Source organism: Streptomyces sp. NPDC005866 (genome assembly GCF_040629895.1).
GTDB lineage: Bacteria > Actinomycetota > Actinomycetes > Streptomycetales > Streptomycetaceae > Streptomyces.
Window position 1 is genome coordinate 213,652 of the sequence record NZ_JBEXWP010000007.1, and the last position, 22,384, is coordinate 236,035.

General features: G+C 71.0%; 22 protein-coding genes. 14 read left to right on the top strand and 8 right to left on the bottom strand.

Annotation, left to right across the window (positions count from 1 at the left end):
• The first annotated feature begins 54 nt into the window (after nt 1-54).
• The 4 genes from ABZ396_RS13440 to ABZ396_RS13455 are packed head-to-tail and all read left to right on the top strand — an operon-like array spanning nt 55 to nt 3,809.
• On the top strand, nt 55-576 hold the full coding sequence (locus ABZ396_RS13440; protein WP_358915412.1) for a gluconokinase: 522 nt from the start codon (nt 55-57) through the stop codon (nt 574-576).
• A gap of 35 nt (nt 577-611) precedes the next feature.
• Nucleotides 612-2,009 carry a gluconate:H+ symporter gene (locus ABZ396_RS13445; RefSeq protein ID WP_358915414.1) on the top strand — a complete coding sequence of 466 codons (1,398 nt, stop codon included), beginning with the start codon at nt 612-614 and terminating at the stop codon, nt 2,007-2,009.
• Nucleotides 2,010-2,022: 13 nt separating this feature from the next.
• On the top strand, nt 2,023-2,787 hold the full coding sequence (locus tag ABZ396_RS13450) for an SDR family oxidoreductase (protein ID WP_358915416.1): 765 nt from the start codon (nt 2,023-2,025) through the stop codon (nt 2,785-2,787).
• A 14-nt stretch (nt 2,788-2,801) separates the two neighbouring features.
• On the top strand, nt 2,802-3,809 hold the full coding sequence (locus ABZ396_RS13455; RefSeq protein WP_358915583.1) for an L-idonate 5-dehydrogenase: 1,008 nt from the start codon (nt 2,802-2,804) through the stop codon (nt 3,807-3,809).
• Nucleotides 3,810-3,882: 73 nt separating this feature from the next.
• Here the strand turns inward: ABZ396_RS13455 and ABZ396_RS13460 are convergent, their stop codons facing one another.
• The 3 genes from ABZ396_RS13460 to ABZ396_RS13470 all read right to left on the bottom strand — a co-directional run bounded on the left by ABZ396_RS13460 (nt 3,883) and on the right by ABZ396_RS13470 (nt 6,200).
• Nucleotides 3,883-4,506 (bottom strand): cytochrome b/b6 domain-containing protein, encoded by a 624-nt coding sequence (locus ABZ396_RS13460; protein ID WP_358915417.1) that lies wholly within the window; start codon nt 4,504-4,506, stop codon nt 3,883-3,885.
• Nucleotides 4,490-5,212, bottom strand: a complete 723-nt coding sequence (locus ABZ396_RS13465) for a molybdopterin-dependent oxidoreductase (RefSeq protein ID WP_358915419.1) — start codon at nt 5,210-5,212, stop codon at nt 4,490-4,492. Before ABZ396_RS13465 ends, ABZ396_RS13460 begins: the two co-directional genes overlap by 17 nt.
• Before the next feature lie 73 nt (nt 5,213-5,285).
• Complete coding sequence (locus ABZ396_RS13470) at nt 5,286-6,200, bottom strand: hypothetical protein (protein ID WP_358915421.1); 915 nt, start codon at nt 6,198-6,200, stop codon at nt 5,286-5,288.
• Between the two features lie 446 nt (nt 6,201-6,646).
• On the opposite strand from ABZ396_RS13470, the gene ABZ396_RS13475 reads away from it, so the two are divergent.
• The 4 genes from ABZ396_RS13475 (at nt 6,647) to ABZ396_RS13490 (ending at nt 8,895) form a co-directional block, all read left to right on the top strand.
• Nucleotides 6,647-7,540 (top strand): DMT family transporter, encoded by an 894-nt coding sequence (locus ABZ396_RS13475; RefSeq protein ID WP_358915423.1) that lies wholly within the window; start codon nt 6,647-6,649, stop codon nt 7,538-7,540.
• A 33-nt stretch (nt 7,541-7,573) separates the two neighbouring features.
• A complete protein-coding gene (locus ABZ396_RS13480; RefSeq protein WP_358915425.1) occupies nt 7,574-8,083 on the top strand; it encodes an NUDIX domain-containing protein in 510 nt (169 codons plus the stop codon).
• A gap of 108 nt (nt 8,084-8,191) precedes the next feature.
• Nucleotides 8,192-8,584: a DUF202 domain-containing protein gene (locus tag ABZ396_RS13485; RefSeq protein WP_358915427.1), complete on the top strand. Its 393-nt coding sequence runs from the start codon at nt 8,192-8,194 to the stop codon at nt 8,582-8,584.
• Nucleotides 8,581-8,895: a DUF202 domain-containing protein gene (locus tag ABZ396_RS13490; RefSeq protein WP_358915429.1), complete on the top strand. Its 315-nt coding sequence runs from the start codon at nt 8,581-8,583 to the stop codon at nt 8,893-8,895. The genes ABZ396_RS13485 and ABZ396_RS13490 overlap by 4 nt, the downstream gene beginning before the upstream one ends.
• A gap of 82 nt (nt 8,896-8,977) precedes the next feature.
• Here ABZ396_RS13490 and ABZ396_RS13495 read toward each other — a convergent pair whose 3' ends face one another.
• On the bottom strand, nt 8,978-9,904 hold the full coding sequence (locus ABZ396_RS13495) for an NADP-dependent oxidoreductase (protein ID WP_358915431.1): 927 nt from the start codon (nt 9,902-9,904) through the stop codon (nt 8,978-8,980).
• A gap of 129 nt (nt 9,905-10,033) precedes the next feature.
• Here ABZ396_RS13495 and ABZ396_RS13500 point away from each other — a divergent pair, with 129 nt between their 5' ends.
• The 3 genes from ABZ396_RS13500 to ABZ396_RS13510 all read left to right on the top strand — a co-directional run bounded on the left by ABZ396_RS13500 (nt 10,034) and on the right by ABZ396_RS13510 (nt 12,743).
• The gene (locus ABZ396_RS13500; RefSeq protein ID WP_358915433.1) at nt 10,034-10,330 is read left to right on the top strand and encodes a hypothetical protein; all 297 of its coding nucleotides are present in this window, start codon (nt 10,034-10,036) and stop codon (nt 10,328-10,330) included.
• A 169-nt stretch (nt 10,331-10,499) separates the two neighbouring features.
• A complete protein-coding gene (locus ABZ396_RS13505; protein WP_358915435.1) occupies nt 10,500-11,522 on the top strand; it encodes a phosphotransferase family protein in 1,023 nt (340 codons plus the stop codon).
• Between the two features lie 6 nt (nt 11,523-11,528).
• Nucleotides 11,529-12,743 carry an acyl-CoA dehydrogenase family protein gene (locus ABZ396_RS13510; RefSeq protein WP_358915437.1) on the top strand — a complete coding sequence of 405 codons (1,215 nt, stop codon included), beginning with the start codon at nt 11,529-11,531 and terminating at the stop codon, nt 12,741-12,743.
• A gap of 84 nt (nt 12,744-12,827) precedes the next feature.
• Here ABZ396_RS13510 and ABZ396_RS13515 read toward each other — a convergent pair whose 3' ends face one another.
• Genes ABZ396_RS13515 through ABZ396_RS13525 form a run of 3 tightly spaced genes read right to left on the bottom strand, consistent with a single transcriptional unit; the run spans nt 12,828 to nt 15,888 of the window.
• Nucleotides 12,828-13,421, bottom strand: a complete 594-nt coding sequence (locus ABZ396_RS13515) for a TetR/AcrR family transcriptional regulator (protein WP_358915439.1) — start codon at nt 13,419-13,421, stop codon at nt 12,828-12,830.
• 29 nt (nt 13,422-13,450) lie between these two features.
• Complete coding sequence (locus ABZ396_RS13520) at nt 13,451-15,127, bottom strand: AMP-binding protein (RefSeq protein ID WP_358915441.1); 1,677 nt, start codon at nt 15,125-15,127, stop codon at nt 13,451-13,453.
• Nucleotides 15,124-15,888 (bottom strand): SDR family NAD(P)-dependent oxidoreductase, encoded by a 765-nt coding sequence (locus tag ABZ396_RS13525; protein WP_358915443.1) that lies wholly within the window; start codon nt 15,886-15,888, stop codon nt 15,124-15,126. Before ABZ396_RS13525 ends, ABZ396_RS13520 begins: the two co-directional genes overlap by 4 nt.
• Nucleotides 15,889-16,058: 170 nt before the next feature.
• On the opposite strand from ABZ396_RS13525, the gene ABZ396_RS13530 reads away from it, so the two are divergent.
• Both ABZ396_RS13530 and ABZ396_RS13535 read left to right on the top strand, forming a co-directional pair.
• Complete coding sequence (locus ABZ396_RS13530; RefSeq protein ID WP_358915445.1) at nt 16,059-17,294, top strand: DUF1343 domain-containing protein; 1,236 nt, start codon at nt 16,059-16,061, stop codon at nt 17,292-17,294.
• Between the two features lie 80 nt (nt 17,295-17,374).
• Nucleotides 17,375-18,694 (top strand): serine-threonine protein kinase, encoded by a 1,320-nt coding sequence (locus ABZ396_RS13535; protein WP_358915447.1) that lies wholly within the window; start codon nt 17,375-17,377, stop codon nt 18,692-18,694.
• 24 nt (nt 18,695-18,718) lie between these two features.
• Here ABZ396_RS13535 and ABZ396_RS13540 read toward each other — a convergent pair whose 3' ends face one another.
• On the bottom strand, nt 18,719-21,508 hold the full coding sequence (locus tag ABZ396_RS13540; RefSeq protein ID WP_358915449.1) for a penicillin acylase family protein: 2,790 nt from the start codon (nt 21,506-21,508) through the stop codon (nt 18,719-18,721).
• 268 nt (nt 21,509-21,776) lie between these two features.
• Between ABZ396_RS13540 and ABZ396_RS13545 the strand changes: the two genes are divergently transcribed.
• Nucleotides 21,777-22,379, top strand: a complete 603-nt coding sequence (locus ABZ396_RS13545; protein ID WP_358915450.1) for a hypothetical protein — start codon at nt 21,777-21,779, stop codon at nt 22,377-22,379.
• The last annotated feature ends 5 nt before the right edge of the window (nt 22,380-22,384 follow it).

Sequence of the window (22,384 nt, forward strand, 5' to 3'; positions counted from 1 at the left end):
GTCCTACGCCGGTGCCTCTCGTTGAGCAATCCCGAGGAAGACAGCGAGGCAGTGATGCGGACCCCCCACGTCGTCGTGGTGATGGGCGTCGCCGGCACGGGCAAGACCACCATCGGTCCCCTGCTCGCCGCCCGGCTCGGCGTCCCGTACGCCGAGGGCGACGACTTCCACCCGCCGGCCAACATCGCGAAGATGTCGGCCGGGCACCCGCTCGAGGACGCCGACCGGTGGCCGTGGCTGGACGCCATCGGCACCTGGGCGCACGGGCGGGAAGGGCTGGGCGGGGTGGTCAGCAGCTCCGCGCTGAAGCGGTCGTACCGGGACCGGCTCCGCGCCGCCGCCCCGGGCGTCGTCTTCGTGCACCTCACCGGTGACCGGAAGCTCATCGAGGACCGGATGTCGCACCGGCAGGGTCACTTCATGCCGACCGCCCTGCTGGACTCCCAGTTCGCCGCGCTCCAGCCGCTGGAGGCGGACGAGCCGGGCGTCGCCGTGGACGTCATCGGCAGCCCCGAGGAGATCACCGCACGGGCCGTGCGTGCGCTGGACGCGCTGCCCGACCTCACCCCGCAGTAACTCCCCTTCTGTCCCCATAACTTCAAGGAAACCCCGTGACCAGACTCAGCGTCGAGATGCTGGCAGCGGACACCGTCGCGCCCATCACCTCGGCCGGACATGCCCAGCTCGGCATCGCCGTCCTTGCGGGCATCGCCGTCATCGTCCTGCTCATCACCAAGTTCAAGCTTCACGCCTTCCTGGCACTGACCATCGGCTCGCTCGCGCTCGGCGCGTTCGCCGGGGCGCCGCTGGACAAGGTCATCACCAGTTTCACCACCGGCCTCGGCTCCACGGTCGCCGGCGTCGGTGTGCTGATCGCCCTCGGCGCGATCCTCGGCAAGCTGCTCGCCGACTCCGGCGGCGCCGACCAGATCGTCGACACCATCCTCGCCAAGGCCGGCGGGCGGGCCATGCCGTGGGCGATGGTGCTGATCGCCTCCGTGATCGGTCTGCCGCTGTTCTTCGAGGTCGGCATCGTGCTGCTGATCCCGGTGGTACTGATGGTCGCCAAGCGCGGCAACTACTCCCTGATGCGCATCGGCATCCCGGCGCTGGCCGGGCTCTCCGTGATGCACGGCCTGGTGCCGCCGCACCCCGGCCCGCTGGTCGCGATCGACGCGGTCGGCGCCAACCTGGGCGTGACCCTGGCCCTCGGCGTTCTGGTCGCCATCCCGACCGTGATCATCGCCGGTCCGCTGTTCTCCAAGGTCGCGGCCCGCTGGGTGGATGTCCCGGCCCCCGACCGGATGCTGCCGCAGCGCCCCTCGGAGGAGTTGGACAGGCGCCCCGGCTTCGGCGCCACGCTTGCCACGATCCTGCTCCCGGTCGTGCTGATGCTGGCCAAGGCGCTGGTGGACATCGTCGTCGACAACCCGGACCACACCGTCCAGCGCGTCTTCGATGTCATCGGCTCCCCGCTGATCGCCCTGCTCGCGGCCGTGATCGTCGGTTTCTTCACGCTGGGCCGGCCGGCCGGGTTCTCCAAGGGTCGGCTCCAGCAGACGGTCGAGAAGGGCCTGATGCCCATCGCGGGCATCCTCCTGATCGTCGGCGCGGGCGGCGGCTTCAAGCAGACGCTGATCGACTGCGGTGTCGGCCAGATGATCCTGGAGATATCCAAGGACTGGTCGATCCCGGCGCTGCTGCTGGCCTGGCTGATCGCGGTGGCCATCAGGCTGGCGACGGGCTCGGCGACGGTGGCCACGGTCTCGGCGGCCGGTCTGGTGGCCCCGCTGGCCGCCGACATGTCGACCGCCCACACGGCCCTGCTGGTCCTGGCCATCGGCGCCGGTTCGCTCTTCTTCAGCCATGTCAACGACGCCGGGTTCTGGCTGGTCAAGGAGTACTTCGGGCTGAGCGTCGGGCAGACCGTCAAGACCTGGTCGATCATGGAGACGATCATCTCGGTGGTCGCGGGCGGCCTGGTCCTCCTCCTCTCCCTCATCATCTAGGCGGGCTACGACGATGACGGCTCACCCCCTCTTCGACATCGGCGGCCGGACCGCTCTGGTCACGGGCTCCAGCCGGGGCATCGGCCTCGCGCTGGCCCGGGGCCTGGCGGAGGCCGGATGCACGGTGGTCCTCAACGGCCGGGACCCGCACCGGCTGGCGAAGGCCGCGGCCTCGGTGCCCGGCGACCGTGTCCACACGGCGGTGTTCGACGTGACCGACGGGCCCTCGGTGGCCGCCGGCATCGCGGACGTCGAGGAGCGGGTGGGCCCGCTCGACATCCTGGTCAACAACGCGGGCATGCAACTGCGCGCCCCCCTGCTGGAGTTCACCGACGCGGACTGGCACCGCATCCTGAACACCAATCTGACCAGCGCGTTCCTCGTGGGCAGGGAAGCCGCCCGGCACATGACCGCCCGCGGCCACGGCAAGATCGTCAACATCTGCTCGCTGCAGAGCGAGGTGGTGCGCCCCGGTATCGCCCCCTACGCGGCGACCAAGGGCGCGCTGAAGATGCTCACCAAGGGCATGTGCGCCGACTGGGGCCCCTACGGCGTCCAGGTCAACGGCCTCGGCCCGGGTTACATCGAGACCGAGCTGACCCAGCCCCTCGTGGAGGACGGGGAGTTCAGCGCCTGGGTGCGCCGCCGCACCCCGGCCGGCCGCTGGGGCCGTACGGAGGACCTGGTGGGCGGGGTGCTGTTCCTGGCCTCCCCGGCCGCCGACTTCGTGAGCGGACAGGTGCTGTACGTCGACGGCGGTATGACGAGCGTGCTGTGAAGGGGGCCACGGCGATGCTGGGCTGTGTGATCCATGGCGAGGGTGACCTGAGGGTGACGGAGCTGCCGGTCCCGGAGCCCGGCCCCGGCGAGGCCCTGGTCGCCGTCCGCTACGGGGGTGTCTGCGGCTCCGACCTGCACTACTGGCGGCATGGCGGGGTCGGCGACTTCCGGCTGCGGCAGCCGATGGTGCTGGGCCACGAGGTAGTGGGCACAGCGGTCACCGGACCGCTCGCGGGTCAGCCGGTCGCGGTGCACCCGGCGACTCCGTGCGGGCTCTGCCCGGAGTGCGCGGACGGCCGCCGGAACGTCTGCCGGGACACCCGCTACCTCGGCAGCGCGGCGCGTTTCCCGCACGTCCAGGGCGGCTTCGCGGCACGCCTGGCCGTACCCGCGGAGCAGCTGCGGCCGCTGCCGGAGGGTCTCCCCCTGCGCCGTGCGGCGCTGGCGGAACCGCTGTCGGTCGCGCTGCACGCGGTACGGCGGGCCGGGGCGGTCGCCGGGAAACATGTGCTGGTGACCGGGGCGGGACCGATCGGCTGTCTGGTGGTGGCGGCGCTGCGGGCGGCCGGGGCGGCCCGGGTCACGGTCACCGACCTGCTCCCTCAGGCGTTGCGCTACGCGACGGTCGCGGGCGCGGACACGGTCGTACGTGCGGACGACCCTGCCGACGCGGGGTGGCCCGCCGAGGTGGACGCGGCCGTCGAGGCGTCGGGGGTGGCGGCGGGTCTGGACACGTGCCTGCGGCTGGTGCGGCGCGGTGGTGTGGTCGTCCAGCTGGGCATGCTGCCGCCGGGTCCGTCACCGTTCGCCGGGAACCTGGTGGTGACCCGGGAGATCGAACTACGGGGCGCGTTCCGCTTCGACGGGGAGTTCGACGAGGCGTTGCAGTTGCTGACGCGGGAGCCGACGTTCGACGGACTGATCAGCGCGGTGGTGCCGGTACCGGAGGCGGAGCACGCCTTCGCGCTGGCGGCCGACCGGGACCGGTCGTGCAAGGTGCTGCTGGATTTCGGAACCTGAGGGTGTGGGCGGGGTCCGACGGTGCGGCCGGCCGGGCACCGCCGGGTTCCGCCGTGCCGGCTCAACGGTAGAGCTACGGCCGCCACAGCGGATGCTCCCGCTTGGCCCACTCCCTGCTCACCTTCCCCGTCCGCAGCCCCTGTCTCGCCTCCGGGTCGGCCATGGCCATCCCGATGTGGCCCGCCAGGACGACGCCGACCGTCAGGGACAGCCAGTCGTGGACGAAGGTGGCCGAGGTGCGCCACATCAGCGGGGTGAGGTGGGTGAACCACATCAGCAGGCCCGTGGCGAGCATGACCAGGGTCGCGCCGGCGATCCAGTTCGCGAAGATCTTCTGGCCGGCGTTGAACTTGCCCGCCGGGCGGGAGGACGGGCGTTTGTCGCGGCTCAGGGCGGCATGCAGCCAGAGCCGGTCGTGGGGGCCGAAGCGGTTCAGGAAGCCGAGGTCCCTGCGGAAGGCTCGGGAGGCGAGGCCGAGCAGGACCGGGACCGGGAGGGCCAGGCCCGCGCACTCGTGGACGCGCACGACCAGTTCGCGGCGCCCGACCAGGATCGCCAGCTGCGGGATGTAGAGGACGGCGGCCGTCAGGACGCAGATGCCCATCAGCGCGGCCGTCGTGCGGTGGATCCAGCGCTCGGTGGCGGTGAAGCGGTGCAGCCGGCCCGTGGCGGCCGGTGCCTCAGCTCGTAGGCTCATCGTCACGTCCGTTCGAGCGGCCGACCCAGGCGTCGACGTCGTAGCCGAGGTTCTCCCAGTAGCCCGGCTGCACCTTGTCGGTCACCGTGATGCCGGAGAGCCACTTGGCCGATTTGTAGAAGTACATGGGGGCGGCGTAGAGGCGGACCGGGCCGCCGTGGTCGTGGCCGATGACCTTGTCCTGCATGCGCAGCGCGACCAGGATGTCCGGCCGCCGCGCCTGGTCCAGGGTGAGGCTCTCGGTGTACACGCCGTCGAAGCAGGTGAAACGGATCGCCTTGGCGGTGCCGCGGACGCCGGCCAGGTCCAGCAGGTGCGAGAGGCGGACGCCCTCGAAGGGCGTGCCGGGGACCCGCCAGCCGGTCACGCACTGGACGTCCTTGACCAGCCGGGTCTGCGGCAGCGCGCGCAGGTCGGCCAGGCTGTAGGTGTGCGGCTTGTCGACCAGGCCGTCGATCTTCAGTTGGTAGTCCGCGGCGGTCTTGTCCGGCACCGACGCGGCCACCGAGTAGTAGCGGAAGCCGCCGCCGTTCGGGAGCAGGCCGGTCAGGCCCGTGGGGTCCTTGCCGGACAGGGTGCCCAGGAACGCCTCGGTGCCGCGCTGCAGCACCGGCGCGGCCACGACACCGAGGGCGCCCAGGCCGATGGTGCCGAGGAACACCCGGCGGCCGATCGGGCGGCCCGACTCGGATTGTTCAGAGTTCACGTACTCATTCGAACACCCTTGGGGCGGGCCAGGCCAGGAAATCGCACGGCCGTAAGAAATCCACAACCTCTTCTCATGCACTTCCGAGCGCGAGCTCCCGGGCCGCCCGGAACGCCTCGCACGGGTCACGGTCCGGGTAGGACCACGGCACCTGGGTGACATGGCGGCCGATGCGCTGAAACAGGGCCGCCGCCTCCGCGTACCGGCCGGCGCCGGAGGTGGCGTGGGCGAGGTGGTTGAGGTCGATGTGGCGGCGCGGGTGTTCCTCGATCCCCCACTCCAGCCACCAGTCGAAGGCCGCGCTCAGGGCACGACGGGCGGACGGCTCGGCCCAGTGGCCGGCGGCGGCCGGGTCGGCGGGCGCTTGGCCGGTGGCGGCGAGCACGCGGTGCCGCTCGGTGTATGCGACCACGGGGAGCACGGCGAGCGGGGAGTCGGCCGGGGCGGCGGCAGCCGAGCGTTCCGCGAAGGCGCACAGTTCGTACGTCCCCTCTGTCTCGGTCTCCGCGATGCGGGCGGCCATCAGGTGGTGGGCGTGATGGTGCTCGGGATGGCGGCCGCGCACCTCGTCGAACATGCGGCGCGTCTGGTCGTCGCTACCGAGGTGGCGGGCCAGCAGGAGGAGGCCCAGCCACGGGGTGGGGTCGGCCGGGGCGAGCTCGGCGGCGCCGGAGCAGGCCTCGCGGGCCCGGTCGGAGGCTTCCCTGCCGCGCAGGGCGCGCCGGACCAGAGCCAGGGCGTAGAGGGTGGCGGCAGCCGCGGAGCCGGGCTCGGCGAGCAGCCAATCGTGGGCCCAGGCGGCGGCGTAGGGCTCGCGGGCGAGGACGGTGACCCGGTGGCCCCGGCGGTCCCAGTCGTCACCCGTGTGGAGCAGCAGGGAACGGGCGAACTGCCAGCGGCCCTGGGCCAACGCGGCTCGCGCGGAGATGAGTTCGGCGTCGTCGAGGGCGTCGTCGGGACAGTGTTCGCACTGGGGGTGCGCTGCCACGAGGGGACCTTCGGCGACGGTCCGGCCTGGGCCTAAGAGGGGCGGGGTTGGGGGCACCGCGGAACTTCCTGGTTGTCGGGCTGCCATCGGCCGATCACGCACAGCCAATCCCCAGCCAAGGCTTTACGTCAAGCCGGGCGGGCTGGTACCCCGTTCAACTACCTTGAACGGGCCGGAACTTGACGCGCGCCTCAGGCCGTCCGGCGTACCGTGGCCGTGGGGCTCCGGGTTCCGGCTGTGGCGTACGCCATGGCGCGGGCCGCCCGGACGTCGGACCATGGCCGTACGGTCCGCCACCGCCCTGATCCACCCGCCGTGATCGGCTCGGGCGACGTGACCGAGTCAACTGCCCGGTTCCGGGTACTCCCAGGGCAACACCCATCCGGGAACGCTACAGTCGGCCACTACGCACCCCGTAGCCCGGCCGCATGATCGAGGTACGCAGCGTGTCCGTTCTGGTTCTGACTCTGGCCGTGAGCGCGGCCTGTTGCCTGGGCTTCGGGTTCGTACTCCAGCAGAACGTCGCCCAGAAGGCACCGCTCAGCGACTTCCTCTCGCCCCGGCTGCTGCTCGACCTGATGAAGGTGCCGCGCTGGCTCGGCGGTATCGGCCTGATGGTGGCCGGCATGATCCTCGGCGCGATCGCCCTCGGCAAGGGCGAGATCTCCCTCGTCGAACCACTGCTGGCGACCAACCTCCTCTTCGCCCTCGCGCTCTCCCGGCACCAGACCAAGCATCCCCTGAGCCACCAGGGCTGGGCGGGCCTCATCCTGCTCGCGGGCGGCGTCACCACGTTCATCCTGGCGGGCGAGCCACGCGGCGGCCATGCCATCACCAACCCACTGCGCCACTGGCTGATCATCGGCGTGATGGTCGGCATCGCCCTGCTCCTCACCACCTACGCCAAGCGGTCCCGCCTCAGCGCCGGGCCGACGCTGCTCGCCCTCGCCGCCGGCCTGCTGTACGGCGTACAGGATGCGCTGACCCGGGTCACCGGCACACGCTTCTCCGAGGGCGGCCTCACCGAGGTACTCACCGGCTGGCAGCCGTACGGCGTGCTGGTGCTCGGGGTCACCGGGCTGATCCTCGTCCAGAGCGCCTTCGAGACCGCGGAGCTGCGCATGTCGCTGCCCGCGCTCACCGCGGCCCAGCCGCTCGCCGGGATCCTCTGCGGCGTCGGCTTCCTCGGGGACCGGCTGCGCACCGACACCGGGGCACTGGCCTGGGAGGCGGCCGGGCTCGCGGCGATCGTGGCGGGCATCGTGCTGCTCGGGCTGCACCCCGCGATGCCGCGCGGTACGGCGCCGCAGGAGCCCTCGCGGGACCTCCAGCCGCGCTGACGCCCCCGCCCGCCGCCCTGCTTGGATGGCGGCATGAGCGCTGCTGACGAAATCCTCGACATCGTCGACGAGCACGACCGGGTGATCGGACAGGCCCCACGGGGTGAGGCGTACGCCCGGGGCCTGCGTCACCGCTGCGCCTTCATCCTGGCCCGCGACGCCGCCGGCCGCGTCTTCGTCCACCGCCGCACGGCGACCAAGCTGGTCTTCCCGTCCCTGTACGACATGTTCGTCGGAGGCGTGGTGGGCACGGGCGAGTCCTACGACGACGCGGCCCTGCGCGAGGCCGAGGAGGAACTGGGCGTGTCCGGGCTGCCCAGGCCGACGTTCCTCTTCAAGTTCCGGTACGACGACGGCGCCGGCCACAGCTGGTGGTCGGCGGTGTACGAGGTCCGCTGCGACTTGCCGGTACGGCCGCAGGTGGAGGAAGTGGCGTGGCACGCCTTCCTCACGGAGGAGGAACTGGCGGAGCGGCTCGCCGAGTGGAAGTGGGTGCCGGACGGCTTGGCGGCGTGGGAGCGGCTGCGGGAGTGGCGGGGCTGAGGCGGGGGGGCGTCGGGGCGCGGGGAACTGCGTGTGGAACTGTGCGACCAGCCCCACCCATCCGCAGCCGACCGACCACGGCCGCACCCCCCGGTAGTCTTCCTGCACGTGATCGAATTCGCGCGGAACGTCCGTTTGTGGTTCGCCCCCGAAGAGGTGCGCCAAGAGGGAACGACCCCCGACTACCGTTTCTCCCTCGCCAACGAGCGGACCTTCCTGGCCTGGCTGCGCACTGCCCTCGCCCTGATCGGCGGCGGTTTCGCCGTGGACCAGTTCCTGCCCGACCTCCGCTGGGGCTGGCGTGTCGGTCTCGCGCTCGCGCTCCTCGCGGCCGGCGTGCTGTGCTCGCTGCGGGCCGTGAACCACTGGATCCGCTGCGAGCGGGCGATGCGGCGCGGTGAGGATCTGCCGGTGTCCCGGTTCCCGGCGCTGCTCAGCGTGGTCATCGCCGTGGTCGCCGTAGCGATGGTCATCGTGGTGCTCGTCGGGTGGGAAGGATGACGGCGCCGACGCGTGACCCGGGGCTCCAGCCGGAGCGGACCCGGCTGGCCTGGCGTCGTACGACACTCTCGGCGACCGTCGCCGCCATACTCGCGGCGAAGACCGCCCTGCACGGCAGCGCCTCGGCCGGCGGAGTGGTCGCCTGCGCGGCCTGCTGCACGCTGTGGCTGGGCTTCCTCCTGGTCGCCAACCGCCGTATCCGCGCCCTCGCGGCCACCGACCGTCCTTCGGCGCTGCTCCCGCGGCAGGCGACCGCGGCGGTGCTGTGCACGGTCGCCCTCGCCCTCTGCGCCGCCGCGCTGGTCGTGTAGGCCACCGCCACCACCGCCGGTCCCGGCCATAGCCCCGGTCGTTACGGAACGCACTGTCCCTACCGAAGGCCCAGCCCTCCGTTCAGCCCACGGTGACCACCAGCTTGCCCCGGGTGTGCCCCTCCTGGCTGCGCCGGTGCGCGTCGGCCGTCTGCTCGAGCGGGAACGTCTCGGTGACGTGCACGGTCACCGCCCCCTGTTCGGCGAGCGCGGCAAGCCGTTTCAGGTCCTCGGCGTCGGGGCGGACGAAGCAGTAGCGGCCGCCGAAGTCGACGACGTCCGGGTCGGCGATGGAAGCCATCCGGCCCTCGGGGGCGAGCAGGTTCGCCGAGCTGGTCAGGGCCTCGCCGCCGACGGTGTCGAAGACCGCGGCCACGCCCTCCGGGGCCAGCCCCCGCACGCGTTCGGCCAGGCCCCGGCCATAGGTCACCGGCTCGCCGCCGAGGCCCCGTACGAAGTCGTGGTTGCGTTCGCTCGCGGTACCGATGACCCGGGCGCCGAGGTGCGCCGCGATCTGGACGGCGAGGGAGCCGACCCCGCCGGCGGCGGCGTGCACCAGGACCGTCTCGCCGCGCTTGACCTCCAGGGCGTGGATCAGCACCTGGTAGGCGGTGAGGCCGGCCAGCGGCAGCCCGGCGGCCTCCTCGAAGGAGAGGTTGCGCGGCTTGTGGGCGAGGGTGCGCACCGGGGCGGCGACGTACTCGGCGAAGGTGCCCCGGGAGAGGAAGTCCTCGCGCACATAGCCGATCACCTCGTCGCCGACCGCGAACTCGGGCACGGCGATGCCCGGCTGGACGACGATCCCGGAGACGTCCCAGCCGGGGATCACCGGGAAGACGGCGTCCAGGACAGCGTTCAGACGGCCCTCGCGGCACTTCCAGTCGACCGGGTTGACGGCCGCCGCCCGGACCTTCACCAGCACCGTGTCGGGGCCGACCTTCGGATCCCTGACCTCGCCGTACTCCAGCACCTCGGGTCCGCCGTACCGTCTGTAGCTGATGCCCTTCATGCGAATGACCCTCCGGGGTACTCGGACGCCACGCAACCGGGATGCCCGCATATGTGCCGTTCGCGTGGCAGCCTTTCCGTCGGCGTCACGCCACACCCCTGAACCCCGTACGGCTGAAGGCGAAAGACCATGACCACGCTTCATCAGGAACACACCGCGCACGGCCACAGCCATGGACAGGGCTGCGGGCACGACCAGGTGCCGCACGGTGACCATGTCGACTACGCGCACAACGGGCATCTGCACCGCGAGCACAGCGGCCACTGGGACGAGTGCGAGCCCGACGGGCATGTGACCCACGAGGACCACGACCACCGGCACGGCGACGGCTGCGGCCACACCGGCGTGCTGCACGGCGACCACATCGACTATCTGCACGACGGCCACCGGCACGCCGAGCACAACGGTCACTGGGACGATCACTGAGACGGTCCCGAGCCGGACGGCGGCTCCCCGCTCTGCGCGCGCGGGGAGCCGTCGCCCACCGGCCGGATCCCGGGGTGGTCCCGGTCACGTTTGGCTCACCTGCTGGACGGCATACCGACTGGTCGGCATCATAAGTCGGGTCCTGTTCACTCGTTCGTAGGAGCGATGCATGAGCCCCGACCACCCGCCCGGACTGGATCTCGACCGGCTGCGCGGGCTGCTCGACCGCGAGCGCCCCGGTCTGGTGACCGGTCCACTGACCGGAAGGCTGATCGAGGGCGGACGGTCGAACCTCACCTACGCGGTCTCCGACGGCACCTCGCAGTGGGTTGTACGAAGGCCGCCGCTGGGCCACGTCCTGGCCACCGCGCACGACATGAAGCGCGAGCACCGGGTGATCAGCGCGCTGTACCCGACCGAGGTGCCGGTGCCGCGGCCGGTGCTGCTGTGCGAGGACGAGGAGGTCCTCGGCGCGCCGTTCTATGTCATGGAGTTCGTCGAGGGCACTCCGTACCGCACCTCCGAACAGCTCGTCCCGCTCGGCCCCGAGCGCACCCGGGACGCCGTGCTGTCCCTCGTCGACACGCTCGTCGAACTGCACGCCGTGGACCCGGAAGCGGTCGGTCTCGCCGACTTCGGCCGCCCGGAGGGCTTCCTGGACCGGCAGCTCCGCCGCTGGGGCAAGCAGCTGGACGCCTCCCGCAACCGTGAGCTGGCCGGCATCGACGAGCTGCACGCCACGCTTGGCCGCCGACTGCCCGGCTCCCCCGCGCCCACCGTTATCCACGGCGACTACCGCCTCGACAACGTCCTGATCGGCGACGACGACACGATCAGGGCGATCCTCGACTGGGAGATGTCCACACTCGGCGACCCGCTGACCGACCTGGGCCTGCTGGTGATGTACAGCCAGCCGCTGGGTGCGCCCGACTCACCGGTGTCGACGACCGCCGAGGCGCCCGGCCACCCGGATCCGCGGGAGCTGGTCGAGCGCTACGCGGCCCGCTCGGGGCGGGACGTCTCGCACATCTCCTGGTACACCGCGTTCGCCTGGTTCAAGCTCGCCGTGATCCTGGAGGGCATCCACTACCGGTACACGCAGGGCCAGACGCTCGGGCAGGGCTTCGACCGCATCGGCGAACTCGTCCCCGTCTTCATCGAGCACGGACTGACCACTCTTCAGGAAGGCTGACCGGCCATGGACTTCGCGTTCGACGCACGCACCGAGGAGCTGCGCGCCAAGCTCCTGGCCTTCATGGACGAGCACGTCTACCCGGCCGAGGCGGTCGCCGAGGAGCAGCGCGCCGCGCTCGCCTCGCCGTGGGACACCCCGGCCGTGGTCGAGGAACTGAAGGCGGAGGCGCGCAGGCAGGGTCTGTGGAACCTCTTCCTGCCGGACGCCGAGTACGGCGCCGGTCTCACCAACCTCCAGTACGCGCCCCTCGCCGAGATCACCGGCCGTTCCCCGCAGTTGGCGCCCACCGCGTTGAACTGCGCGGCCCCGGACACCGGCAACATGGAGGTGCTGGCCCAGTTCGCCGACGAGGCGCAGCGGAAGCAGTGGCTGGAGCCGCTGCTGGCCGGTGAGATCCGTTCCGCGTTCGCCATGACCGAGCCGGAGGTGGCCTCTTCCGACGCCACCAACATCACCACGCACATCGAGCGCGACGGCGACGACTACGTCATCACGGGCCGCAAGTGGTACATCTCCGGGGCGATGAACCCGGACTGCAAGATCTTCATCGTGATGGGCAAGACCGACCCGGACGGCGCCGACATCCGGCGCCAGCAGTCCATGGTCCTGGTCCCGCGCGACACCCCGGGCGTCACCGTTAAGCGCGCGATGCGGGTGTTCGGGTACGAGGACCACTACCACGGCGGCCACGCCGAGGTGATCTTCGACCAGGCGCGCGTGCCGGTGTCGAACCTGATCGGTGAGGAGGGCGGCGGCTTCGCCATCGCCCAGGCCCGGCTCGGCCCCGGCCGTATCCACCACTGCATGCGGCTGATCGGCATGGCCGAGCGGGCGATCGAGCTGATGTGCAGGCGGGCCGTCTCCCGGACGGCCTTCGGCAAGGCGCTGGCCCAGCAGGGCGTGGTCCACAACTGGATCGCGGACGCGCGGGTGACCGTCGAACAGCTGCGGCTGCTGGTCCTGAAGACCGCCTGGCTGATGGACACGGCCGGCAACCGGGGCGCCCACACGGAGATCCAGTCCATCAAGATCGCCACCCCGCGGGCGGTCGTCGACATCATCGACCGCGCGATCCAGCTGCACGGCGCGGGCGGTGTCAGCCAGGACTTCCCGCTGGCCGAACTGTACGCCGGAGCCCGCACGTTGATGATCGCCGACGGCCCGGACGAGGTGCACCAGCGGTCGCTGGCACGCCGGGAGCTGAAGAAGTACCTGTAGTTGACGCGGCGAACGGGGCCGGACCGTACTCGGTCAGGCCCCGTTCGCCCACCGGCTGGGGAGCGCTCCCGTAAGCCCGCTGCGTCAGGGACGCAGTGCCCGCAGCAGCAGGTCGGCCAGCTGGTCGGCGACCTCCTGAGGGGTCATGGGGCCGTCCGGCCGGTACCAGGTCGACAGGTGGTGTACCGAGCCGAAGTGGTAGTCCACGACCAGGTCGGCCGGGGTCGCCGTGGAGAAGACGCCCTCGCGCTGGCCCTCCTCGATCAGCGCGCGGAAGCGTTCGTGGTAGCGCCGGCGCTCGGCGCGCACCTGCTTGTTCTTCTCCGGGCTCAGATGGTGCATGGACCGGAAGAAGATCATCGCGTCGTCGAGGTTCTCGATCGTCGTCACCACGACGTCGGCGGCCGCGCCCCGCAGCCGCTTCTCGATCGGCTCGTCCGCGTTCGCGAAGGCGTCGAGCCGCTCCTGCTGTACGCGCAGCACGCGCGCGTACACCTCGTGCAGGAGATCGTCCTTGGAGCCGAAGTAGTGGTACAGCGCCCCCTTGGTGACGCCGGCCGCCTCCACGATCTCCTGCACGGACGTGCGGTCGTAGCCCTGCTCGGCGAAGAGCCGGGTGGCGGCGGCCAGGAGCCGCTGCGGAACAGGAGCTCCGTCGCCGTCCGTCGTCCTGGGCACTGCCGCCACCTGCCTCTCTCGTATGTCTGCTAACCCTGTTGCGGCCGGGAACGAAGTTCCCGCCGGAGGATCTTCCCACTTGCCGTCTTCGGCAGGTCGGGCAGGATCTCCACGAGCCGCGGATACTTGTAAGCGGCCAGCCTCTCCTTGCAATAGAGGGCCAGATCGCCGGGATCGGTTGCAGCACCGGGGCGAAGACTGATGTAGGCCTTGACGGTCTCCCCGCGGTATCCGTCAGGCACCCCGACGACGGCCGCCTCACGCACCGCCGGATGCGTGTACAGCACGTCCTCGACCTCGCGCGGCCAGACTTTGAAGCCGGACGCGTTGATCATGTCCTTCTTGCGGTCGACGACGTACAGCCAGCCCTGCGGATCCATGAAGCCGATGTCGCCGGTGCGCAACTCGCCGTCCGGAAAGGTCTCGGCGGTCGCCTCGGGCCTCCGCCAGTACCCGGGCACGACCTGCGGCCCGCGTACGACGATCTCGCCCTGCTCGCCGAAGGGCAGTTCGTTGCCCTCGTCGTCGACGATCCGGACGACCGTGTCGGGGCCGGGCACCCCGACGGCGAGGGTCCCGGAGGCTGGGTCCACGGGTGCCTCAAGGCGCGGCGGCACGGAGGCGCAGGGCGCGGTGCATTCGGTGAGCCCGTAGCCGTTCCTGATGTACGGCCCGTAGCCCGCCCGGAACTTCTCCACCAGCGCGGGCGGCAGGGGCGCGCCGCCGGAGGAGATGTTCACGAAGGAGGCGAAGTGCTCCGGGGTGACGTCCTGGTGGGCGGCAAGCGCCATGAAGGCGGTGGAGGGGCCGACCGTGTAGTGCGGCCGGTGCTCGGTGAACGCCTCGAGGACCAGGCCCGGCTCGAAGCGGTACGTCAGCACCAGCGTGCCCGCGCTGGTCAGGCAGGCGCCGAGCTGGCAGACCATGCCGGTGATGTGGAAGAGGGGCGCGAGGGCGTAGTAGACCGGCCCCTCGGGCAGCGCGAGGCCGGTCTTCTGCCGCTCGGCGTTGTACATGATGTTGCCGTGCAGGTTGGTGGCGCCCTTGGGGGTGCCGCTCGTTCCGGAGGTGTAGCTGATCAGCGCGATGTCGGACGGTACCGGGTCCCGCCCCTCGGGGGCCTTGCCGCCCCGGCGCGCGACGGCCACCAGGTCCTCGGTGTCGGCGGCCTGCGGCAGCCGCTCGAAGGCCAGCACGCGCGCGTCGTCACGCGTCTGGAAGTCCAGCTCGCTCGTGGTGAGCACGGTCCGCACCGTCGAGTCGGCGGCCGTGTCGCGCAGATACGACTCCCAGGCCCGCTGCGAGCAGACCAGCGCGGCCACCTCTCCGTCCCGCAGGACGTGGGAGACCTCCCCCGACTTGTACATCGGGTTGACCGGTACGACGGTCGCGCCCGCCTTCCAGGCACCGAGCAGGGCGAGCACGAAGTGCGGTGAGTTCTGCAGGATCACGGCGACCCGGTCCCCGCGCTCCAGACCGCGCTCGGCGAGATACGCGGCGATGGAGTCGGTCAGCTCGTCGACCTCGCGAAAGCTGAGACGGGCGTCGAAGTAGGCGAGGAAGGCGCGTTCGGGCGCCTCGGCGACGGCGGCCCGCAGGGCCTGCACCATCGAGTCGGGGGGATCGACCGGGCCGCGCTGGGCTTCGTTGAGCAACGCCAGCCAGGGCCGGCCCGCATAGATGGATTCCGTCTCCGACCGGGTCACAGGGTGGCCTCCCACTTCTGCTGGATGTGGTTCATGCCGGCGAGCCAGCGGTCCGGACCGGCGGCCCGCGCCTGGTAGAACTCGGCCACCTCGGGGTGCGGCAGGATCAGGAACCGCTCCTCCGCCATCCCCTTGAACAGCGCGTCCGCGACGGCCTCCGGCTCGATCGCGGTCGGCTGGAGCACCAGGTCGCCCGCGCTGCCGGTGGCGGCGAGCATGTCGGTACGGACCCCCTGCGGGCAGATCGCGTGCACCTGGAGCCCACGGTGCCGGTACGTCAGCGACAGCCACTCGGCGAAGGCGTACGCGGCGTGCTTGGTCACGCTGTACGGCGCGGCCCCGATCATGGTGAGCAGCCCGGCGGCGGACACGGTGGACACGAACCGGCCGCTGCCCCGCTCCAGCCAGTCGGGCAGCAGCTCCTGCGCGGCCCGCACATGGGCCATGACGTTGACGTCCCAGGCGGCGGCCCAGACCCCCGCCTCGGCCGCCTCGGACCCCCCGGAGGCGAGCCCGGCGTTGGCGCAGTAGACGTCCACGCTCCCGCCGAGCGCGTCCCGGGCGGCGCCGACGATGCCGGACGCGTCACCCGGGACGGCGATCCCGCCGATCTCCTCGGCCACGGCGGCGGCCTTGGCGCCGTCCAGGTCGTTCACCACGACCCGGGCACCCTCGGCGGCGAACCGCCGGGCAAGGGCCGCCCCGATGCCACCCCCCGCTCCGGTGACGACGACTCCCGCATCCTGCACGGCTCCCACCATCGGTCTCCTTCGACACGACGCGACAAAACTCGGCTCAGGATCGACACACTAACCGGTCGGTATGTGCGAGGGAAGGGTGACGGAATCGCGCCGGGGAGCTGCGCGACCAGCCGCATACGGCCAGCGCGTAGCACACTGCGTGCGGTAGCAACCGACGTGGAGGTCACCCCATGCGCCCTTCCAGACGAAGTCTGCTCGCCGCGGCCACGGCGGCGGCCGTGCCCCTCACGCCCACGGCAACCGCACCCGACACCCAGGATCACCTCCGCACCGGTTTCGACCGTCTCTCCGCCACCGGCTACACCCTCCTCGACGGCCAAAAAGTCGGCATCGTCACCAACCCCACCGGCATCACCACCGACGTCCGCCACATCGTCGACGTCATGCACGCCGACCCGCGGGTCGAACTCACGGCGGTCTTCGGCCCCGAGCACGGCTTCCGCGGCACCGCCCAGGCCGGCGGCTCCGAGGGCCGCTACGACGACCCGGCGACCGGCCTCCCCGTCTACGACACCTACCTCAAGAGCGGCCGGCCCCTCGCCGACATCTTCACCGCCTCCGGCGTCGACACGGTCGTCTTCGACATCCAGGACGTCGGCGCCCGTTTCTACACGTACATCTGGACGCTGTACGACTGCATGGAGGCCGCCCGGCTCGCCGGCAGGCGCTTCGTCGTGCTCGACCGCCCCAACCCGGTGACCGGCCGCACGGCCCAGGGGCCGGTCCTGCACAAGGAGTTCGCCAGTTTCGTCGGCCGGCAGCCGATCGCGCAGGCGCACGGGATGACCGTCGCCGAGCTCGCCGGGCTGTTCAACGCGGAGTTCCTGAGCACACCGGTCGCTCTGGACGTCGTCACCATGACGGGCTGGCAGCGCTCCCGCTTCTACGACGCCTACGGACTGCCCTGGGTGCCGCCGAGCCCCAACATGCCCACCCCGGACACCGCCCTCGTGTACGCGGGAACCTGTCTCTTCGAGGGCACGAACCTGTCCGAGGGACGGGGCACGACCCGCCCGTTCGAACTGCTGGGCGCGGAGGGAGTCGACGCGCGGTGGGCGGCCGCCGTCAACGGACTCGGCCTGCCGGGCGTGCGGTTCAGGGAGGCCTATTTCGCGCCCACCTTCTCCAAGTTCCAGGGCAGGACCGTCGGCGGGGTGCAGATCCATGTGCACGACCGGGCCGCGTTCGACCCCGTACGCACCGGGATCGCACTCCTGGTCACCGCCAAGAAGGTGTGGAGCGGCTTCGCCTGGCGGTCGGACAACTGGATCGACAAGCTCACCGGATCGACGACCGTGCGCACGATGACCGACGCGGGCGCGGGCACGGACGAGATCGTCGGCGCGTGGCAGGACGAACTCGCCGCGTTCCGCCGCATCCGAAAGGAATTTCTGCTCTACAGGTGAGGCGCGTTCTATGGCCAACCCTGCGCGGCGGCGGGACGATGCGCGCACATCGGACCGGTTCGGGGGACGAGGAGCCCGGCATGGCGGATCGTGGGATGAGCGTGGCTCCCTACTGGGAGCTGACCTTCGACGCGGACGGGGACCCGGACGATGGCGAACGCGACCGGCTGCTGGGCGAGCTCACGGGTCATGGCGTCCATGACCTGATCGTCTTCGCGCACGGCTGGAACAACGACCGTTCAGGGGCGACCGCCCTGTACCGGCGGTTCCTCGCACCGATCCCGAAGCTCCTGCCGAAGGCGAGGATCGGGTACGTCGGGGTGGTGTGGCCGTCGATGCGGTTCTGCGACGAGCCGATCCCCGACTTCCCGAAGTCCGTGGTGGCCACGGAGGCGGAGGAAAGACCGGCCCCCGTCCTCGACAAGGACACACGGCACGCACTGCTTGAGACGTTCCCCGGGCGGGCCACCGTGGTCGACCAGATCGCCCGGATGCTGGACCAGCGCCCGGTGAACGAACTCACGGAGTTCGGGCGGCTGGTACGGCTGCTCGTCGAGGTCCTGCCGGGCGGGCCCCAGCCCCTGTTCGCGGCGGACACGCTTCGTGAGGGTGCCCCGCAGAGCGAGCCGGTGCTGTTCACCGGGGACACGGCGGCCCTGTGCGAGGAGTTCGCGCAGGCGCTGGCCTCCCTCCAGCAGGGCGCCGGCGTGGCCGAGTTCGCGCTGCCCGACCCGTGGGACGGCGCGAAGGAGTTGCTGCGGCAGGCGACGTACTACGCGATGAAGCGGCGGGCGGGCACCGTCGGGGAGCGCGGACTCGGGCGGGTCGTGGGGCAGTTGGCGGGGGCCGCCCCGGAGGTGCGGGTGCATCTGGTCGGGCACAGCTTCGGCGGCCGGCTGGTGTCGTTCGCGCTGCGCGGGCTGCCGGACGGGGTGCGTACGGTGAAGTCCGTGACGCTGCTGCAAGGGGCCTTCTCCCACTACGCGTTCGCCACCCGGCTGCCTCACGACCCGCGTGCGGGCGGGGTGCTGCAGGGCCAGCAGAACCGGATCGACGGTCCGCTGGTGTGCTGTTACTCCCGCTTCGACGGGTCGCTGGGCACGCTGTATCCGCTGGCCTCGCGGATGGCGGACGACGACGAGTCGGTCCTGGGCGTGGACGTGGGCGGGACGCTGGGTGCCAGGTGGGGGGCGATGGGGCACGACGGTGTCCAGGCGGTGCCGGGAACCCGGTCGCTGGACCTGGCGGCGGCCCTGCGCGGTCCGCTCGCCGCGTCGGGTTGCGTGAACGTCGACGCGGCGGCGGTGGTACGCAAGGGCGGCCCGCCGTCCGGGGCACACAGCGACATCGTGCACCCCGAACTGGCGAGGGTGGTGCTGGCGGCGGGGCGGATCGCCTGACCCCGCCGCCATGGGCGTAACGGCTCAGCGGTGCGAGGTGAACTCCACGACCTGCTGGAAGGTCGGCCGGTTCTGCCAGCTGATGTTGTAGTGCTTGATGCCACCCAGGGTGCGCTGGACGATCGAGTCGGCGCACCACTGGTCGCCCGCCGAGCACAGGGAGTCCGCGGGATAGACCGTGGACGCACTCGTGCCGGCCGCCGTCTTCAGCGTGCTGATCAGGATGTCCCGGCAGGCGCTTAGGCTGCCGCCGCCGCAGTACCGCTCGGCCAGCGGCCCCGGCACGCTCTGCCCGAGCACGGACCGCATGTCCTTGTCGACATAGCTCCACCAGCCGTACTGGAAGGAGCTTCCCGCGTGCGAGCCGGTGGGCCCGTGGGCGGCCGACGGGGCCTCGTCGACCGGCAGGTTGGCGGTGATCGCGGTGTACAGGCCGTCACCGAGGCCGGGCTGGAACTCGGCCTTCACCAGCAGCGGCCACCAGGCGTCCAGGATCCGGATGGCCTCGGAGTTGGCGTACGCCTTGGAACCCGCCGAGGTCTCCGTGCGCTTGCCGCCCGCGTTCAGCCAGGTCTGCAGCTTGCTGACGGCCGCGGCGGCCGTGGAGTCGGTCACCGTACTGCTGTTGATCACCTTCAGCAGATTCGGCAGCACGTCCTCGGCCCGCAGGTCCGCGAGCGCCGCGTCTGCCATGGCCTTGACAAGCGAAGAGCGCGTGACGCCCCCGGCCGCGACGAGTTTCTTCACCCGGTCCTCAAGGAGGTCGCCGCGGTGGACGGACCCGTCACCCCAGCTCGCTGTCGTGTAGTTCAGCGCCTGCTTGTTGTTCCAGGAGATGTAGTAGTCCTGGTCGACGGACCGGGGGTGCTGGGAGGCGGGCGTGTAGTCGGCCGTGTTGGTGGACGGAACCCAGTTCTGCCACTCGTAGGCCGCCTGGCCCCAGACCGGGAACTCGGGGTCGACACCGCTCGCGCGCACCGGGTTGTCACCGCTGTTGTAGTACGCGGTGTGCGTGGAGTCGGCGTAGAACCAGTTGAAGGTGTAGTTGATGTGCTGCACCGCGCTCTGGAAGGTCTGCGGGCTCTTCACATAGCCGGGGTCGTTGAGCATCTGGAAGCCGATGATCGAGTCGGCCTCGTGCATGTAGGAGGAGCGCAGGGTGGTGTAGGCGACCTTCTTCCCGCCGACGGTCGCGCGGTATTCGACGGGTCCGTACTTCGTCTTCCACACGCGCATGGTGTACGAGCCGGCGGCCGTGCCGTCGGCGGTCGTCGGCTTCCAGGAGTTCTTCTGCTCGATCTTGTCCATGGCCGTGCAGGTGCCGTGGTAGAGGTAGTGGAAGTCGTCCTGGCAGAGTTCGACGGCGTAGGTGTCGATGATGTCCTGGCCGGAGGTCGTGGCGGACCACGCGTAGTCCTGTCCCCGGCCGAGTTCGACGTACATGCTCAGGCCCGCGAAGGAGGCGCCGCGGGCGCTGATGCCCGGGCCCTGGATCTCCTGGAGCATGAGCAGTTGCGGGGCGAAGTAGCCGGTCTGCGGTCCGAAGACGGCGACGGGGTGGCCGCTCGCGGTGTACTTGCCGCTGACGACCAGGGCGTTGGACATCCCGCGCCTGGCGGAGCTCAGGGCGTTCGCGGTGGCCGTCGCGGAGGCCGCGCCGGCGCTCTGGTCGGCGCCGGTGCCCGTGGCGTCGTAGACCAGTGGCTCGGTCGCCACCGAACCGGCGTCCGGCAGTGCCCCGCCCTGCGGGTCGGACGGCTTGGTGCCGTACGGGAAGCTCTCGCCGTTGTGGACGGTGAGCGCGGCCTCGGGGTCGTTGCGCTCACGGAACGACTCCCAGACCTTGGTGCCCTGCTCGACGCCGTACTGCTCCTGGGCGGCGAGCAGCGACATGGCGTTGTTGACCTCACCACCGCCGCCGGAGCCGAACAGCGCGCCGATGACGGAGGCCAGCGCCACCAGGTCGGTGATCTTGAAGTGGTCGATGGTGCCGGCGTTGGTGATCGAGTCCTTGTGTCCGGTCAGGACGTACTCGCCGGGGAAGTAACGGCCGCTGTCGGAGCCGTCTATGTAGGCGTTGATTCCGGCGAGATAGGCGTTTGCGTCCGCGAGGGCCTGCTGGCCGCGGGTGCCGTTTTGGGCGACGGCGTTGTCGATCTGCGCCTGGAGGTCGGCCTCCGTGTACGGGGCGTCGCGGTAGAACTCCTGCTCAAGGCCCTGGTTGGAGGGGGCGCCGCCGGCGAAGGTGGTCAGCTGGCCGCGCCCGACGTGCCGGAACACGTCCATCAGCCACAGCCGGTCCTCAGCCGCTGCATAACCCGCCCCGAACTCGGTGCCGTATCTGGTGGTACCGGTGATGTGCGGTACCCCCGTCTTCTTGTCTCGGACGATCGTCACGTCGGCGCGACCCGCCGGACTCTCCGTGGAGGCGACTTGATCGGAAGCCACCCCGAACGACGAGTCGTTGAAGAACGTGTTGATCTTCGCGTCGGTGATGCCGGAGTAACCCGTGGCCAGGTTGGCGTAGGGGCCGAGCTGGTCCTCGGCGTGGTCGGGCTGGGTGCCGAAGACCTGGTTGAGCAGGATCTGGGCGAGGGTGGCGTTGCCGTTCTCACCGGGCGGCAGGATGTCCGAACACTGGCCGCCGCAGTAGTCGTTGGAGGCGGTGGCAGCCGCGGCCGGAGTCGCCTGGGCCAGCGGGGAGAGCAGGCCCGCCACGAGGACGCATACGGATGCCGCTTTCAGGAACCCGTGGAGCTTGCGGGGAGTTCTCAGTTTGTCGAACAACGCGTGATGTCTGGTGCGCCGGGGCATGGCAGCTCCTCACGACGGGGGGTGGGCTGGACGTTACCGCCGGTATCCCCGCGATTGAAGATGAACATGCGTCAAGTTTTGGAGTGGTCGCCCCCGGTGGCGACGCGGCCTCCCGTCGGTCAAGGCCGGCGGCCTTATGGGCGGCATCGGAAATCGGATGGAGCCGAATCGAGTGTCGATACGTCTATACGGCAACGCCGCGCGAAGTCCGTGCGACGCCGCCGAAGTGACCGAAGTACAGCCGCAGGTGTGACGGAGGTGCAGGGCGATGGCCGGTTTCCGGAGTCTGGCGAGACAGGTGCGAGACCCACGGTGCGATCTGGCGCTACGGCGTTATTCGCTGCGCAAGTGCCTGGAGCGGTTCGCTCCTTACGGGCACCGCGCGACCTGGGACCATCTCTGCTCGCGGGCCGGGTTCGGTCCTGAGGACCGGTCCCCCGATCCGGCGCGTCTCGTGGGCGCACTGGATGAGTTGGAAGAGGCGCGGGCGGTCTGGCTGGCCTACGAGGTCGAGTTCGCCGAGCGCCGCAAGAAGGAGAAGCACGACGGGCTGCGCCGCCCGGGCAGCGTGGACGACTGGCACCGGCTGACCTGGGGCGGATTCGGAGTGGCCTGGTGCGACGACCCACGGGTCCATCCCGACGAACCACTGGCCGAGGTGCTGCGACGGCTGATCGCCGCCCTGAAGCGCGAACCGGGCGCGGTCTGCCCGGTGTGCGAAGGGGAGCGCCTCTTCTGGAAGTACGACCTGGACCATGAGCCCGCCACCGGTCCGGTCTGCGCCGACTGCGGGATTCTGGTACCGCGTCCGGTGCTCACCCCCGAGGCCCTGGCCTACGCCCGGCGCGGGCGGCTGCTCATGTCGGCCTGACCACG

Bases quoted from the DNA above. Each gene is read 5' to 3' on its own strand.
- ABZ396_RS13450 (WP_358915416.1), top strand. From the start codon at position 2,023: ATGACGGCTCACCCCCTCTTCGACATCGGCGGCCGGACCGCTCTGGTC.
- ABZ396_RS13525 (WP_358915443.1), bottom strand. From the start codon at position 15,888: ATGGTGGGAGCCGTGCAGGATGCGGGAGTCGTCGTCACCGGAGCGGGG.
- ABZ396_RS13455 (WP_358915583.1), top strand. From the start codon at position 2,802: ATGCTGGGCTGTGTGATCCATGGCGAGGGTGACCTGAGGGTGACGGAG.
- ABZ396_RS13480 (WP_358915425.1), top strand. From the start codon at position 7,574: ATGAGCGCTGCTGACGAAATCCTCGACATCGTCGACGAGCACGACCGG.
- ABZ396_RS13510 (WP_358915437.1), top strand. From the start codon at position 11,529: ATGGACTTCGCGTTCGACGCACGCACCGAGGAGCTGCGCGCCAAGCTC.
- ABZ396_RS13440 (WP_358915412.1), top strand. From the start codon at position 55: ATGCGGACCCCCCACGTCGTCGTGGTGATGGGCGTCGCCGGCACGGGC.
- ABZ396_RS13500 (WP_358915433.1), top strand. From the start codon at position 10,034: ATGACCACGCTTCATCAGGAACACACCGCGCACGGCCACAGCCATGGA.
- ABZ396_RS13530 (WP_358915445.1), top strand. From the start codon at position 16,059: ATGCGCCCTTCCAGACGAAGTCTGCTCGCCGCGGCCACGGCGGCGGCC.
- ABZ396_RS13505 (WP_358915435.1), top strand. From the start codon at position 10,500: ATGAGCCCCGACCACCCGCCCGGACTGGATCTCGACCGGCTGCGCGGG.
- ABZ396_RS13535 (WP_358915447.1), top strand. From the start codon at position 17,375: ATGGCGGATCGTGGGATGAGCGTGGCTCCCTACTGGGAGCTGACCTTC.
- ABZ396_RS13540 (WP_358915449.1), bottom strand. From the start codon at position 21,508: ATGCCCCGGCGCACCAGACATCACGCGTTGTTCGACAAACTGAGAACT.
- ABZ396_RS13545 (WP_358915450.1), top strand. From the start codon at position 21,777: ATGGCCGGTTTCCGGAGTCTGGCGAGACAGGTGCGAGACCCACGGTGC.
- ABZ396_RS13495 (WP_358915431.1), bottom strand. From the start codon at position 9,904: ATGAAGGGCATCAGCTACAGACGGTACGGCGGACCCGAGGTGCTGGAG.
- ABZ396_RS13490 (WP_358915429.1), top strand. From the start codon at position 8,581: ATGACGGCGCCGACGCGTGACCCGGGGCTCCAGCCGGAGCGGACCCGG.
- ABZ396_RS13460 (WP_358915417.1), bottom strand. From the start codon at position 4,506: ATGAGCCTACGAGCTGAGGCACCGGCCGCCACGGGCCGGCTGCACCGC.